This is a genomic window from Candidatus Sarcina troglodytae, assembly GCF_015708635.1.
Lineage (GTDB): Bacteria > Bacillota > Clostridia > Clostridiales > Clostridiaceae > Sarcina > Sarcina ventriculi.
Genome location: NZ_CP051754.1, coordinates 1449389 through 1465100, shown reverse-complemented (window position 1 = coordinate 1465100; position 15712 = coordinate 1449389). Strand labels below are relative to the sequence as shown.

Annotated in this window: 13 protein-coding genes and 1 riboswitch; of the genes, 10 read left to right on the top strand and 3 right to left on the bottom strand. The window is 26.1% G+C overall.

Translation table 11 applies throughout. From position 1 onward, the window contains the following. Positions 1–161: 161 nt before the first annotated feature. Positions 162–509 (top strand): hypothetical protein, encoded by a 348-nt coding sequence (locus HH195_RS06560; RefSeq protein ID WP_196370338.1) that lies wholly within the window; start codon positions 162–164, stop codon positions 507–509. Positions 510–537: 28 nt separating this feature from the next. Here the strand turns inward: HH195_RS06560 and HH195_RS06555 are convergent, their stop codons facing one another. Beyond that, complete coding sequence (locus tag HH195_RS06555) at positions 538–1548, bottom strand: hypothetical protein (RefSeq protein ID WP_196370336.1); 1011 nt, start codon at positions 1546–1548, stop codon at positions 538–540. Positions 1549–1741: 193 nt separating this feature from the next. Between HH195_RS06555 and HH195_RS06550 the strand changes: the two genes are divergently transcribed. Next, positions 1742–2584 (top strand): CvfB family protein, encoded by an 843-nt coding sequence (locus HH195_RS06550; protein WP_196370334.1) that lies wholly within the window; start codon positions 1742–1744, stop codon positions 2582–2584. Between the two features lie 40 nt (positions 2585–2624). Here HH195_RS06550 and HH195_RS06545 read toward each other — a convergent pair whose 3' ends face one another. After that, entirely contained in the window at positions 2625–4163 is a 1539-nt protein-coding gene (locus tag HH195_RS06545) for a GTP pyrophosphokinase (protein ID WP_058991911.1), read from the bottom strand. A gap of 244 nt (positions 4164–4407) precedes the next feature. Between HH195_RS06545 and clpB the strand changes: the two genes are divergently transcribed. Both clpB and HH195_RS06535 read left to right on the top strand, forming a co-directional pair. After that, positions 4408–7005, top strand: coding sequence for an ATP-dependent chaperone ClpB (gene clpB / locus HH195_RS06540; protein WP_196370332.1), 2598 nt, complete (start codon positions 4408–4410; stop codon positions 7003–7005). A 246-nt stretch (positions 7006–7251) separates the two neighbouring features. Next, positions 7252–7404: a zinc-ribbon domain-containing protein gene (locus HH195_RS06535; RefSeq protein WP_055257118.1), complete on the top strand. Its 153-nt coding sequence runs from the start codon at positions 7252–7254 to the stop codon at positions 7402–7404. A gap of 109 nt (positions 7405–7513) precedes the next feature. Here HH195_RS06535 and HH195_RS06530 read toward each other — a convergent pair whose 3' ends face one another. Further along, positions 7514–8242 carry a lysophospholipid acyltransferase family protein gene (locus HH195_RS06530; RefSeq protein ID WP_055257117.1) on the bottom strand — a complete coding sequence of 243 codons (729 nt, stop codon included), beginning with the start codon at positions 8240–8242 and terminating at the stop codon, positions 7514–7516. 268 nt (positions 8243–8510) lie between these two features. Then, positions 8511–8603, top strand: a riboswitch (SAM riboswitch). Positions 8604–8683: 80 nt separating this feature from the next. On the opposite strand from HH195_RS06530, the gene metF reads away from it, so the two are divergent. The 6 genes from metF to thiI all read left to right on the top strand — a co-directional run bounded on the left by metF (position 8684) and on the right by thiI (position 15681). After that, positions 8684–9583 (top strand): methylenetetrahydrofolate reductase [NAD(P)H], encoded by a 900-nt coding sequence (gene metF / locus HH195_RS06525; protein ID WP_196370330.1) that lies wholly within the window; start codon positions 8684–8686, stop codon positions 9581–9583. Further along, positions 9564–10256 carry a vitamin B12 dependent-methionine synthase activation domain-containing protein gene (locus HH195_RS06520; RefSeq protein WP_196370328.1) on the top strand — a complete coding sequence of 231 codons (693 nt, stop codon included), beginning with the start codon at positions 9564–9566 and terminating at the stop codon, positions 10254–10256. The genes metF and HH195_RS06520 overlap by 20 nt, the downstream gene beginning before the upstream one ends. A gap of 7 nt (positions 10257–10263) precedes the next feature. Further along, entirely contained in the window at positions 10264–12585 is a 2322-nt protein-coding gene (locus HH195_RS06515; RefSeq protein ID WP_196371913.1) for a homocysteine S-methyltransferase family protein, read from the top strand. A 256-nt stretch (positions 12586–12841) separates the two neighbouring features. Then, the gene (locus HH195_RS06510) at positions 12842–13285 is read left to right on the top strand and encodes an ACT domain-containing protein (protein WP_196370326.1); all 444 of its coding nucleotides are present in this window, start codon (positions 12842–12844) and stop codon (positions 13283–13285) included. Between the two features lie 96 nt (positions 13286–13381). Beyond that, complete coding sequence (locus HH195_RS06505) at positions 13382–14527, top strand: cysteine desulfurase family protein (protein ID WP_196370324.1); 1146 nt, start codon at positions 13382–13384, stop codon at positions 14525–14527. Beyond that, positions 14524–15681, top strand: coding sequence for a tRNA uracil 4-sulfurtransferase ThiI (thiI, locus tag HH195_RS06500; protein WP_196370322.1), 1158 nt, complete (start codon positions 14524–14526; stop codon positions 15679–15681). Before HH195_RS06505 ends, thiI begins: the two co-directional genes overlap by 4 nt. Positions 15682–15712 lie beyond the last annotated feature (31 nt).

Here is a 15712-nt window from a genome sequence, read left to right as displayed (position 1 = left end):
AAATATAAAATAAAACAAGAAATTTGTTATTTTACTTTAAGGATAAATTCAATATTTTCAAATAAATGAAATTAAGTGCACATTTCTAAAAAATTATTGAAAATATATTAAATTTAAATTAATATATTATTAGGGAAAATATTAATTATGGAGGAAGAAAAATGTCAAGTATTTTCAGCTTTCTTGGTTATACAATAGGAGCCATAGTTTTTGTTATTGTAGTGTTCATAACATTTTCTTTATTGGGTAGATATGTATTTAATAAGACTCGTGTGAATAAATGGATAATATTAGCTGCGGCAATAATAACATTCGCAGCAACTTTCTTTATTCCAGATTTTAATCCTATAGGTAGTATCGCAATACAAGCAGTATTGATGTATATATGTGTAATATCTATTCTTTGGTTTATAGATATTAATAAGAATGGATATCCTAGAATAAAGAAGGAAAAGAAAATAGTAATAAAATCCAAAGCTAAACCAAATAGAGCAAAAAAAAATAATTAACAAAAGGCCTCATTTTTATGAAGCCTTTTTATTTTACAAAAATAGGTGAACTTATTGCTGTTAAATTAGAATCAAGAAATACCTTTATAACATACCAAGTTTCTTTTGAAGAAAAATTTTTTTTGAATATATATTGAACTTTGTTTAAATTTATATTGTCTATTTTTTTTATTATAGTACCATTATTGCTTAGTATATAAATTTTATTTATTTTATGCTTGTAATCATGTAGATATACATATATATTTAAATCAGCAGATAAGTTTTTTTCAATAGATGATCCCATAAATATATCGTTTATAGCAAATAAGAGTTTTAATGTTTTAGATTCTGTAAAAAAGCAATGTTTCTTATTTAATGCAGAGATTAGATTTTTATTGTCTAACTTAGGAGAAATGATACATGTTAGTTTACTAAAATTGCTATAAGGAGGATATTTATAATTTTTTTGACCTACTGCACCTACTTTAAAATTGTTGTCTAAAAGTGAAAAATAATATTTTTCTTTATTAGAATAGATGCTTTTATCGCTTCTAACGTTTATGTCAAGGCTTGGAGATATTTCATTTAAAAACTCCTTGTATGGAAAATTTTCTACAGTTTTATTAGACGAATTTATAGTTATATGGAAATCTGTATTTTGAAGTAGCCATATAGCAAAATATTTAAAATTATTTACATCTCCTTTAAAAAAACTTTTAGTATTTAAAACACTTACTTTACCTAGAGATTTAATAAAAGCTTCAAATTCTAATAATACTAAAAAGTTATCATTCTTTTTGTTAAATCTATGAATAATTTTAGATAAATATTGCCAAGTTGATAAAGTAGTATTTTTTTTATTAAAAGTGTAATCTAAATCCTTATTTTCATGGCTTATTATGGCATAATCTAATCCTAAATCTTTAATTTCATTTAGAATAGTAAATTGTTCATCTCTTTTAAAAGAAGTTAGGCAGTCAGAGGATACGCCATAATAAAAATTTAAGTCTTTAAAATCTTGTTCCTTATACATAGTAACAGTTTCTTTTTCGGGCATAAAGTCACCTCTATATATTAATATTAAATATATATTAATTTTACGTGCTATTAATGTTATAAAGTTTGATATTAATAAGGTGAATTATATGGTACAATTATGATTGTTTCTTACAACAAAGCAAATCACAGTGAAATTTTATTAAAAAAATGAGATTAAAGTTTTACTTTTAATCTAAAAATGGAGGAATTATATGTTAAATATAGGTGATTTTAATGAATTAAAGGTAGTTAGAAAGGCTAGTTTTGGATATTATTTAGACAGAGGAACTAAAAAAAGTTCAGATGATATATTACTTCCAAATGCTAATACAGAAGGTAAGGAGATAAATATTGGAGATGTAGTTAATGCATTTATATATAGAGATTCAAGAGATCGTTTAATTGCTACATTAAAAACCCCTTTGGCTATTTTAGGGGATGTTGCGTATCTTGAAGTAACTCAAATAACTAATTTTGGAGCTTTTGTAAATTTTGGATTAGAAAGAGATATATTAATTCCACTTAGAGAACAAAAATATAAACTTGAAGAAGGTAGAAAATATTTAGTATATATATATTTAGATAAAACAGGAAGGCTTGCAGCAACAACAGATGTTGATAAATATTTAGATGAAATGGAAGATGTTAAATTAATGAGTGATGTAGAGGGAGTGGTTTATGGCTACCAAACAAATGGCTCATTAAGAGTTGCGGTAGATAATAAATATAGAGCAGTTGTGTTAAAAAATGAATATTTCACAAAGATATTTCCAGGGGATATTGTAAAAGGTAAAATAAAAAGGGTGTACGAAGATGGAATAATAGGACTTTCTTTAAGACAATATAAGCTTAAAGAAAAAGATGATTTAGAAAAGAGGATATTAGAATATTTAAAAGAAAATGGAGGTGAAATGATTTATAATGATAAGTCATCTCCAGATGATATAAAAAGACAATTTAAGACATCTAAAAATTATTTTAAAATGGCTTTAGGTGGACTTATGAAGAAAAATCTTATAGAACAAGGGAGCTTTGGAACGAAGTTAAAAGAATAGAAATAAGCTATGCCAAATATTGGTGTAGCTTATCTTTTTACTATTTAATATATATATAGTTCATGAAGTTTGATAAGTATATATATGAATTTAAATCTAAAGTGGATATATATTTAAGTCCTTTTGATGTAAATCTAATTTTACTACTTTTTTCTTTAACACAATCTATAAAATTATTTAAATCTTTTACTTGTATTTTTTTATTAAATATAAGAAGAATATTAAAATGAAGTAATTTGCAATAAATATATTTATTGTTGCTGTAATTAATAAAATTATCTAAATTGTCTGTGATAAAGTTTATATGATTTTCTATAGCGTTAAATATTTCATTTAATTTATCTCTATATATAAATGTAATAGAATTAATATCTAAGAAGCTTGTACAAATAACATTTAATAAGTCAGTTTTGATTTCTTCAACTTCTGCTTTTGAAAATTTGAGATATAAATTCAGATAAATAGGTCTATTAGAAAAAATATCTTCTAAATAATTTATAAAGTTTTTAAAATCTCCTGTATCATTTAAAGGTTCTATTTCAAAAAGTATTTTAAAAAATAAATTCCAATGAAAATCAGTGTTTATAGTTTGAGCTAACTTATTACCTATAATACTAGAAAAATCAGAATGAAATTTTAAATTTTCTTCAAGGCATATTTTTTCTTTAAACGATATAGGATTTTTAAGTATCTCATTTAGTCTTATGGAAGTATCTATAAATGTTTTATAATATTCTTCAGAAGATATGCAGTTATTTTTTTTAATTATATAATCTATTATTATGTCACAAGCATTTCTAAAATCTATAGAAACTCCAAGTTCATTTTTTACTTTATAAGAATAAATATCAAATATCATCTTTGATAATAATATCTCTAAGCCTTGCTTATTAACATTTGGTTGTGCAAGTTGTAAATTGTTAGAGGCTATATGATTATAAATAGTTAGAAGTTGATTGTCAATTAAGCAAAGATTACTTTTTATAGAATTTAATATGTTTTTATAAAAGGTATCTCCAAGAACCATATTATAATTTTTATAAATAACTTTATGTTCTATTTCGCCCCAAAATATGTTGACCATAGATTTTATTTGAAGTTCAAAATTAAATTTGTGATTTTCAGATATAATATATCCATCTATTCTGTATAGTTTAAATCCATTTTTCTGTTTCAAGGGTTGTTCATCTCTTAAATCTAAAAATATATTTTTATTAGATTTGTGAAAATAAAACCCTTCACAATTTTTGTTACAAAAAGATGATTTTAAAAATTTAAAAATTTTATCTTCATCTTCTATAAATCTACATTCAATTCTAATACCTATAAGGTCAGATAAATTATAGAAAAGTTCTTCTGGGGTTTTATATTTTAAATAATAGTTATTACGTATAATTTTTTCTTTAAGGCTAGACGATGACTTTACTCTAGTTGAAATATTAAAAAAACCATCACATGAATTGTTTAATAGATTAAAAAAGAAATCATCTAAAAAATCTGAAGCATGATTTAAATTGCTTTTTAACTTTTGTAAAATAAATAATGATTCATTAGTAAATTTAAATACCTCTAATTCCAAGCTGTTCTCCTCCTTTTAAGTTTAATCATGGGTATAAAATTTGTAAAAAATAATTATAATATATAGGTAATATAATTAATATGATATCAATTAATTTAAATAATAACAATGAGTATATGTATTTAAATAATTTAATTCAAGATAATTGAAAAAAAGATAAAAATATTTAATAAGATATTAACATTTTAGTTCTTTTATGTTAAAATATCTTCAATATAATTTTTAGATAGAGAGGATGATATTTGTGAATGCTGATAAAATGACACTAAGGGTTCAACAAAGTTTAAATGATGCATATGAAATAGCAGTAAAATATAATAATCAACAGCTAGATATAATACATTTATTCTCGGCTCTTATAAATCAAGAAGATGGATTAATTCCTAATATATTCGAGAAAATGGGAGTTGATATTAAATCACTTGAGAGAGAAACTAACTTAAAAATAGATAGTCTTCCAAAAGTTTTAGGAGAAGCTGCTAAATCAACAGGAGTTACAGCAACTAGGAGAATAAATGAAGTTCTTATAAAAGCTGAGCAACTATCTAAAGAATTTGGAGATTCTTATGTTAGCGTAGAGCATGTTATGTTAGCAATTATGGATATTGATTCAAAGGGCGTAGGGCTTATTTTAGATAAATTTTCTATTAGTAAAAAAGAATTTTTAGAAGTATTAAATAAAATTAGAGGAAGTCAAAAGGTAGATACACAAGATCCAGAAGGCACTTATGATGCTTTATCTAAATATGGTACAAATCTTATTGATTTGGCTAAAAAGCATAAATTAGATCCTGTGATTGGAAGAGATGAAGAAATAAGAAGAGCGGTTAGAATTCTATCAAGGAGAACAAAAAATAATCCTATACTTATAGGTGAACCTGGAGTTGGTAAAACCGCAATAGTTGAAGGTTTGGCAAATAGAATAGTAAAGGGAGATGTTCCTGAAGGATTAAAAAATAAAACGATATTCTCTTTAGATATGGGAGCATTAATTGCAGGAGCTAAGTATAGAGGTGAGTTTGAAGAAAGATTAAAAGCTGTTTTAAAAGAAGTTCAAAACTCAGATGGAAATATAATTTTATTTATAGATGAAATTCATACAATAGTTGGTGCTGGTAAAACAGATGGAGCTATGGATGCTGGTAATTTAATAAAACCGCTATTAGCAAGAGGGGAATTACACTGCATAGGTGCTACAACTTTTGATGAATATAGACAATATATAGAAAAAGATAAGGCCTTAGAGAGAAGATTCCAACCAGTTATAGTTAACGAACCGACAGTTGAAGATGCTATATCTATATTAAGGGGATTAAAAGAAAGGTTTGAAATTCATCATGGTATAAGAATTCATGATTCTGCAATAGTTGCAGCAGCAACACTTTCAGATAGATATATTCAAGATAGGTATCTACCAGATAAAGCGATAGATTTAATTGATGAAGCTGGTGCTATGGTAAGATCAGAAATAGATTCACTACCTACAGAACTTGATAGAATAAGAAGAAAACTTTTGACACTTGAAACAGAAAAAGAAGCATTGTCCATGGAAGATGATGAAGTTTCTAAGATTAAATTAGAGGATTTAGAGAAAGAGTTAGCAGTTCTTAAAGAAAAAAATAACGAGATGACTGCTAAATATGAAAAGGAAAAATCTCAAATAACTGAAATTAAAAATTTAAAATCTGAGCTTGACACTTTAAGAGGTATGGCAGAAGAATATGAAAGACAATATGATTTAAATAAGGTAGCAGAGATTAAATATGGTAGAATTCCAGAAATTGAAGCTAAAATAAAAGAAAAAGAAGCTGATATGGAACAAAATCACGATACTTCCATGCTTAAAGAAGAAATAACAGAAGAAGAAATTTCTCAAATAGTTTCTAAATGGACTGGAATTCCTGTAACTAGACTAGTTGAAGGTGAAAGAGAGAAACTTTTAAGACTTGAAGAAGAATTAAAAATGAGAGTAATAGGTCAAGAAGAGGCAACAGAAGCTGTAGCTAATGCTGTTATAAGGGCAAGGGCTGGACTTAAAGATGAAAATAAACCAATAGGTTCTTTTATATTCTTAGGACCTACAGGAGTTGGTAAAACAGAACTTGCCAAAACTTTAGCTAGAAATCTTTTTGATAGTGAGGATAATATAATAAGAATAGATATGTCAGAATATATGGAAAAACATGCTGTATCTAGACTTGTTGGACCTCCTCCAGGATATATTGGATATGAAGAAGGTGGTCAATTAACTGAAGCAGTTAGAAGACAACCATATTCTGTTATATTGTTTGATGAAATAGAAAAAGCTCATGAAGATGTATTTAATATGTTTTTACAAATATTAGATGATGGAAGACTTACTGATAATAAAGGTAAAACCGTGGATTTTAAAAATACAATAATAATTATGACATCAAATATTGGTAGTAACTATCTTCTAGAAAACAATGAAAATGGTGAAATATCTAAAGAGGCAAGAGATGCTGTAATGAATGAAATGAAATTAAGGTTTAAGCCTGAATTTTTAAATAGGGTTGATGACATTATAATGTTTAAGCCATTAAATCTTGAAGGAATTAAAAAGATAATTGATATATTCTTAAAAGATGTTAAAAAACGATTAAAACATAGAAATATTGACATGAATGTAACAGATTCTGCTAAAGAAATTTTAGCTAAGCAAGGGTATGACCCAGTTTATGGAGCAAGACCACTTAAAAGGTTTATAGGAAATGTTTTAGAAACAGATATTGCAAAAAAAATAATAGCTGGAGAGATAAAAGATAACTCTGTTATAATAGTAGATACAGATGGAAACAATATTGTTATAAAAAATAATTAAAAAATAATTAGGCACTTTAATGGTTTGAAATTAAATTAAGATATATTAAAGTGTCTTTTTAAAGAAATTTTATTTTATGAAAACGTAAATATTTTTTTGCTAAAATTTAATAAAACTTATTGAAAACATATAAATACTGTGCTAAAATAACAATAAAATAAATAAAGATTTTAATTAATTAATGAATTTCTCCATTTTAGAGAGTTTGTTAATAGTTATTTATCTTTCTAATTGGAGGAATAGAAAATGGCAGATAAAACAATCGTATGCAAAGACTGTGGAAAAGAATTTATATTCACAGAGGGAGAACAAGCATTTTACAAAGAAAAAGGATTTGATAATGATCCAGTAAGATGTCCAGAATGCAGAAGAGCAAGAAAGCAACAAAATAGAAGATAATTTGTTTTAACATATAAGAGCTATAATTTTTTATAGCTCTTATTTTTGTATAATGCAAAATAAACAAGATATATTTAATATTTTATCAAAAATATTAAATCAACTATAATTACTCTCCTTTATTTGGGAGTTTGCTTCGTATGATATGTTCAACTGTTTCTGGTAATTTTGTAATTTCTTCTTTAGAAAGTTTGTCTGTGTATATAGGCTTGTGAACATAGAAGTTTATATTACTAGGTTTAATTAGTATTTTGTTAGCTTCCATAACTCTATAAGTCCCATCAATTGTAAGAGGAACTATAGGAACTTTAGATTTAGTTGCTAATTTAAAGCTTCCAGATTTAAATTCCCCCATTTTATCGCCACGACTTCTAGTACCTTCAGGAAAAACTACTAGAGAGTGTCCATTTTTTAAAGTTTTAATACCTTCTAATATTCCTTCCATAGACTTTCTAGGGTTTTCTCTGTCTAAGTATATAGAACCTGCTAGGGTTATCCATTTATTTATTAAAGGTAATTTTTTTAATTCTTTTTTAGCAATAAAACCTTTAGGTTTGTCTATAAATCCACAAATTATAGCAATATCCATATTGCTTTGGTGATTAGAGACAAATAAGACAGGACCTTCAGGAATATTTTCAAGCCCATGAACATTTACAGTTGAATCGGAAAGTTTTATTAGTTTTTGTGATATAGTTCTTGTGCCTAGACAAACTATATTATTCATCTCATCTATTTTCCCTTCAGCAAGTAGTTTTTGAGCTTCCTTTTCTTTAGGAATAAAAGCAACTAACGTTCCTACGTATCCTAGTATATACCATTTAAATGATCTAAACATTATTAATCCGTTTTAAATCATATAAACTTTATTTTAAGTTTATATATTAACGGATTCACCTCCTTATAAGTAATATAATATTAAAATTTATAATAATTTAGATAATGACAATATAATTATAGCATATTATAAATGTCATGAAACAACAACTATATTAACTATTAAAAGTTCTATTTAATAAAGTTTTAGCATATAAATATAAATAAACTTATTTAAATTTTTTTAAAATTTAACAATTAAAGAATGATAAATAAAAATCAATTTAATATACTTATCAAGAGTGGTGGAGGGACTGGCCCTATGAAGCCCAGCAACCAATTTTATGGTGCTAAATCCTGCAGTTTTTACTGAAAGATAAGAGATATTTTATGTATATACTGTATTTGTATAAACGTCTAGGATATTTCTCTTAGGCGTTTTTATTTTAGGGGGGATTAGTAATTGAGAATTAGTGAAATTTTTAATAAAAAAGAGGTCGTAATATCTTTTGAAATATTTCCACCAAAACCTAATGGTGATGTGAACAAAATATATAATACATTAGATGAGTTAAAAATTTTAAATCCAGATTATATAAGTGTAACCTATGGTGCTGGAGGATCGTTTATTAATAATAAAACAATAGATTTAGCTAGTAAAGTAAAGAATGAGTATAATATAGAATCAGTTGCACATTTAACATGTATAAAATCAACTAAAAAAGATATAGATAAGATTTTAAAATTATTAAAAAATAACAATATTGAAAATATATTAGCTCTTAGGGGAGATGTTACAGGAAATTGTACTTGTGGTGATTTTAAATATGCAAGTGATTTAATTTCTTATGTGAAAATGTATAATGATTTTAATATTGCAGGTGCTTGTTATCCAGAAGGACATCCAGCGTGTATTACTTTAGATGAAGATATAAGAAATTTGAAATTGAAAGTTGATTGTGGAGTTAATAATTTAGTATCGCAATTATTTTTTGATAATAATATATTTTATAATTTTTTAGACAAGGTTTATAGTGCGAATATAGATGTTCCTATACAATCTGGTGTTATGCCTGTTGTAAATAAAAAACAGATAGAGAGGATAATTTCTTTATGTGGTGCTACTTTTCCTAAAAAATTTATGAAAATAGTAGATAAATATGAATATGATGCTATAGCATTAAGAGATGCTGGAATAGCCTATTCAGTGGAACAAATAATAGATTTAGTGTCTTCAGGAGTTAAAGGAGTTCATATATATACTATGAACAATCCAATAGTTGCTAAAAGTATAATAAAGAATATATCATCAATAGTAAGTTGCATAAATAAAAGGAGTATAGATGAATTTGGAAGAAATTAAAATAAATACAATTGAGATTTTAAGATATTTAGGATATGGTGGACAAATATTAGATGAACAAATAAAGGATGATATTAAGACAATAAAACAATTAGTAAAGAATTATATACATTTAAGATATGTAATTAAAAGATATAAAATAGTAAGGGTAGAAGAAGGAATATTATTAAAAGGGACGAATTTTATTTTAATGGGAAAAGACATAGAGAAACATTTAAGATTATGTGATGAATGTTTTTTAATAGCAACAACATTAGGAAATGATTTTGAAAAATTATTTAGACTTTATGAAAAGAAGTCTTTATCACAATCAATTATTATAGATTGTTGTGGAACAACTGCTATTGAAGAAGTTTGTGATTCATTAGAAGAAGCAATAAAAAATGATATGAAAAGAGAAAATAGATTTATAACAACAAGGTATAGTCCAGGTTATGGAGATTTACCAATAGAGATTCAAAGTAATTTTATAAATCTTTTAAATTGCCCAAAAGAAATAGGGCTTACATGTTCAGAAAATAATATTTTAATACCCAGAAAATCAGTTACAGCAATAATTGGGATATCAAAAGAGAATATAGAAAAACAAATACAAAAATGTGCTGTTTGCTTAAAAAATAAAGATTGTTTATACAAGAGAAAGGGTGATATCTGTGGAAATAATACTATTTGATGGTGCAATGGGAACTATGATTCAAAAAAAAGGTTTAAGCCTTGAAAATGGAGTAGAGTGCTTTAATATAAGTGAAAAAGATATAATTTGTGATATTCATAAAGAATATATAAATGCAGGGGCTAATATTATAACAACCAATACTTTTGGAGCAAATGAGCTTAAACTTAAAAAATATGGATACACAGTAGAGGAAATAATAGATAGTGCTGTAAATATTGCTAAAGAAGCGGTTGCAGACAGAAATGTAAAAATTGCATTAGATATAGGACCTATAGGGCAACTTTTAGAACCAATGGGAACATTAAGTTTTGATAGAGCATATGAGATATTTAAAAGGCAAATACTTCAAGGTGTGAAATCTGGTGCAGATATTATATTAATAGAAACCATGACGGATTTATATGAAGCAAAAGCGGCTGTTTTAGCAGCAAAAGAAAATAGTAATCTTCCCGTATTTTGTACAATGAGCTTTGAAGAAAACGAAAGGACATTTACAGGGTGTACTCCTGAGAGTATGGTTATAACTTTAGAAGGCTTAGGAGTAGATGCAATTGGTGTAAATTGTTCCTTAGGACCAAAAGAAATAAAGCCTATAATACAGAGAATATTAAAGGTTGCGAATAAAAAAGTTATAGTGCAGCCAAATGCTGGTCTTCCAAAAATGAATAGAGAGGTAGCAATTTATGATATAGATAAAAATGAATTTTCAAATTATATGGTTGAATTTTTAAGTTTAGGTGCGGATATTTTAGGAGGATGCTGTGGAACTACTCCAGAATATATTGCAACCGTTAGAGAAAAAATACAAGAGAAAAATATTAAAAAAAGAGAGAAAAGAAATATATGTGCTGTATGTACTCCTTCTAAATTTGTGGAAATAGATGGTGTTAAAGTAGTTGGTGAGAGAATAAATCCAACAGGTAAAAAATTGTTTAAGGAAGCTTTGAAAAACAATGATTTAAATTATATATTAAAACAAGCTATAGAACAAGTTGAGGGAGGGGCAGATATTTTAGATATCAATGTTGGGTTGCCTAATATAGATGAAGAAAAAGTTATGAAAAATGTTATTTTAGGTATACAAGAAATTCTAGATGTGCCTCTTCAGATAGATTCAACAGATAAAAATGTTATAGAGATGGCATTAAGATACTATAATGGAAAAGCTATAGTGAATTCTATAAATGGTGAAGATAAAGTATTAGATAATATATTGCCTATAGTTAAAAAGTATGGCGCATGTGTAGTTGGGCTTACTTTAGATGAAAAAGGGATACCAAGCACTTGTGAAGAAAGATTTAAAATAGCAAGAAAGATAATAAACAGGGCTCAAGAATATGGAATATGTAAAGAAAATATATTTATAGATTGTTTAGTTTTAACAGCTTCAGCTCAACAAAAAGAAGTTTTTGAAACATTAAAATCCATAACAATGATAAAAGAAAAGCTTGGAGTTAAAACCATTTTAGGAGTTTCAAATATATCTTTTGGTCTTCCAAACAGATTTCTTATAAATGAAACATTTTTAAGTTTAGCTTTAGGAAGAGGACTAGATTTACCTATTATGAATCCAAATTCTAAAGGGATGATGGATGTTATACGGGCATTTAATGTTTTAAGTAATTATGATAAAAATTCTAGTGAGTTTATAAAATATTATAATTTTAATAAAGACAGAAAAAATATAGAGGTAATTGAAGAATCTAAGAAGGATTTAAAATATATGATTATAAAAGGTTTAAAGGATGAAGTCAAAAATGAAACCATAAATCTTTTAAAAAAAAAGGAAGAATCAGATATAGTTAATGAATATTTAGTTCCAGCTCTAGATGAAGTTGGACTTTCTTTTGAAAAGGAAGAAATATTTTTGCCACAGCTTATAAATTCTGCAGAGGTTGTTCAAAAGGCTTTTGAAGTTTTAAAAGAGAGTTTATTAAAAAATGGTAAAGAGAAAATTAATGCAGGAAAAATAGTCTTGGCAACAGTCAAAGGCGATATTCATGACATAGGTAAAAATATTGTGAAAATAATGCTTGAAAATTATGGTTATGAAGTTATAGATTTAGGAAAAGATGTTGAAATAGAAAAAATAATAGAAGCATTAAAAGTATATAAAGTTAAATTAATAGGTTTAAGTGCACTTATGACAACAACATTAAAAAGTATGGAGGATACTATAAAGGAAATCAGAAGAAACAATATAGATGCAAAAGTTTTTGTTGGAGGTGCTGTATTAACTAAAGAATATGCTAAAAAAATTGGAGCTGATTTTTATGCAAAAGATGCAAAACAATCAGTAGAGATTGCTAAACAGGTATTGTGTTAACAAATAAAAAAAATGTATTTTGTAGAAAAACACTTGTATTTTATCGGGATACATGATATAGTGTATATAGAAATTTGGGGATTAAATAATAAAAAACATTAGATTTAAAAAAACAGCAATAAGCAATTAGGGGTTTTAATGTTATATATAATATATTATAATCTAATGTAGATAAAATTAAGTTATAAAGTCTTTATCTATTCATAATAGGTAAAGATTTTATAGCTTTTTTACAATACATAGAGGTGATAAATATATGAGTGAAAATTTATTAATAATAGATAAAAAAGTATTACCTGATGTTTTTGAAAAGGTTATAAATGTAAAAAAAATATTAAAAGAAGGAAAAGTAAAGGAAATAACAGAAGCTACTAAAATAGCTGGAATAAGCAGAAGTGTATATTATAAATATAAAGATTTTGTATTTGAATTTTCTGATATGGCGTCAAAGGGAACTAAAGTTATATTTAATATGTTAGTTATTCATCAAAAAGGAGTTTTATCTTCTATTTTAACTTTTCTTTCAGAAGCGGGAGGAAATATATTGATTATAAATCAAGGTATACCAATAAACGGTATAGCACACGTAACTGTAACTATAGACATTTCATCTATGCAAGATAATTTTAACAATGTATTAAAAGATATTAAAAAACTTTATGGTGTTAAGGAAGTAGAGCTTATTGCTATGGAGAAATAGGTGTGTTATGAAGGTTTATTCATAGATACCTATTTTCTTTTTGTGTTATATAAGTTAAAATAATAAACAGAATAAAATTAAGAAAGGATGGGAAGTATGGATATTTACTTTGACAATAGTGCAACTACTAAACCTTTAGATGAAGTTGTAGAGGTAATGAAAGATGCTATGATAAATTATTATGGCAATCCATCTTCTTTACATAGCTTAGGTTTAAAGTGTCATAATAAGCTTATGGAAGCTAAACAAGATATTGCTAGAAAAATAGGTGCAGTAAAAGAAGAGATTTTCTTTACGTCAGGTGGAAGTGAAAGTAATAATATGATTCTGAAAAATTTTGAAAAAGAGGGTAATCATATTATAACAACTAAATTTGAACATGCTAGTGTTTTGAATACTTTAAAATATTTAGAAACAAAAGGTGTTGAAGTCACTTATTTAAATGTTGATAAATTTGGATTTATTGATTTAGATGAATTAAAAAATTCTATAAAGAAAAATACTGTGCTTATATCTATAATGCAAGTTAATAATGAGATAGGTTCAATTCAAAACTTAGAAAAAATAGGGAATATAATAAAGAATACTAGTAATCGTGCAAGATTTCATGTTGATGGGGTTCAAGGATACGGAAAAATAAAAATAGATGTTAAAAAATGTAATATAGATTTTTATACTGCTTCAGCACATAAGATACATGGACCAAAGGGAATTGGTTTTTGTTATATAAGAAAAAGTCTTAATTTAAATCCTTTGATAGAAGGTGGCGGACAAGAATTTGGCGTGAGATCTGGAACAGAAAATTTACCAGGAATTTTATCTTTTGTTAAGGCTAGTGATGTAGCATTTGAATGTATGGATAAAAATTATGAAAAGATTTTAGAATTAAAAAAATATTTTATAAAAAAATTAGAAGAAATAAATGATGTAAAAATAAACAGCCCAATTGATAAAAATATAATACCATATATATTAAATGTATCATTTTTAGGCGTTAGAGCTGAAGTTCTTTTACATATGTTAGAAGAAAAAGGGATTTTTGTTTCAACTGGTTCAGCGTGTTCTTCAAAATCAGTACAAGCTAAAGGAAGTCATGTATTAAATGCTATAGGACTTACTAAAGAGTATATACAAGGAGCTATAAGATTTAGTTTTTCAAGGTACAACACTAAAGAGGAAATAGATTATACAATAGATAATTTAAAGGAATCACTAAAATTTTTAAGGAGAATAAAAATATGAATAAATTAGTATTAGTTAAATATGCACCTGAAATATTTTTAAAGGGATTAAATAGAAACAAATTTGAAAAAAAATTAAAAAATAATATAACTAAAAAATTAAAAGATGTAGAACATCAAATAGTATTAGATCAAGGAAGATGGTTTATAAAATCTAATGATTTGGATGAAGTTGTAGATAGAGTGAGGAGAGTTTTTGGTGTTCAAGAAGTTTCAATAGTTACAGAAATTGAAGGAACATTAGATAATATAAAAGAAGAGGCTTTAAGAAGAGTTAAAGAAAGTAATGCTAAAACTTTTAAAATAGAAACAAATAGAGCAAATAAAAATTTCCCTAAAAACTCTATGGAAATTTCAAGAGAAGTTGGTGGATATGTTTTAAGTAATTTAGGAGATAACGTATCTGTTGATATTCATAAGCCAGAATGCAAGGTTCAAGTTGAAATAAGAGAAGGAAGCACTTATGTGTTTACAAATGATGATAGAGTAAAAGGTGTTGGTGGTCTTCCATATGGAATGAATGGTAGTACGATGCTTATGTTATCTGGAGGGATAGATTCTCCAGTTGCTGGATATTTAATGGCAAAAAGAGGAGTAGAACTTAACTGCATATATTATCATTCTCATCCATATACTTCAGAAAGAGCTAAAGATAAGGTTAAGGATTTAGCTAAAATACTTGCTAAATACACAGAAAAGGTAAATTTATTTGTTGTTCCATTTACAGAAATACAGATGGAAATAATAGAAAAATGTAGAGAAGATGAGTTAACTATAATAATGAGAAGATTTATGATGAGGTGTGCGTGTTACCTTTCAGAAAAAAGAGGGATTCAATCAGTATCCACAGGAGAGAGTATAGGTCAGGTTGCATCTCAAACTATGGAGGGATTAGTAGTTAGTTCAGATGTTGCTGATAGACCAGTTTTTAGACCTTTAATATCTATGGATAAAGAAGATATTATAGATATAGCAAAAGATATAGATACTTTTGAAACATCAATACTTCCATATGAAGATTGTTGTACTATATTTGTGCCAAAACATCCAAAAACAAAGCCAAGAGTTTTAGAAATTAGAAAATCAGAAGAAGCTTTAGATATAGATACACTTGTTGAAAAGGCAATAAATGAAATGGAAGTTTATAAATTTTAAAATAGACATTGTGGTATAGCTTAAAAAATTT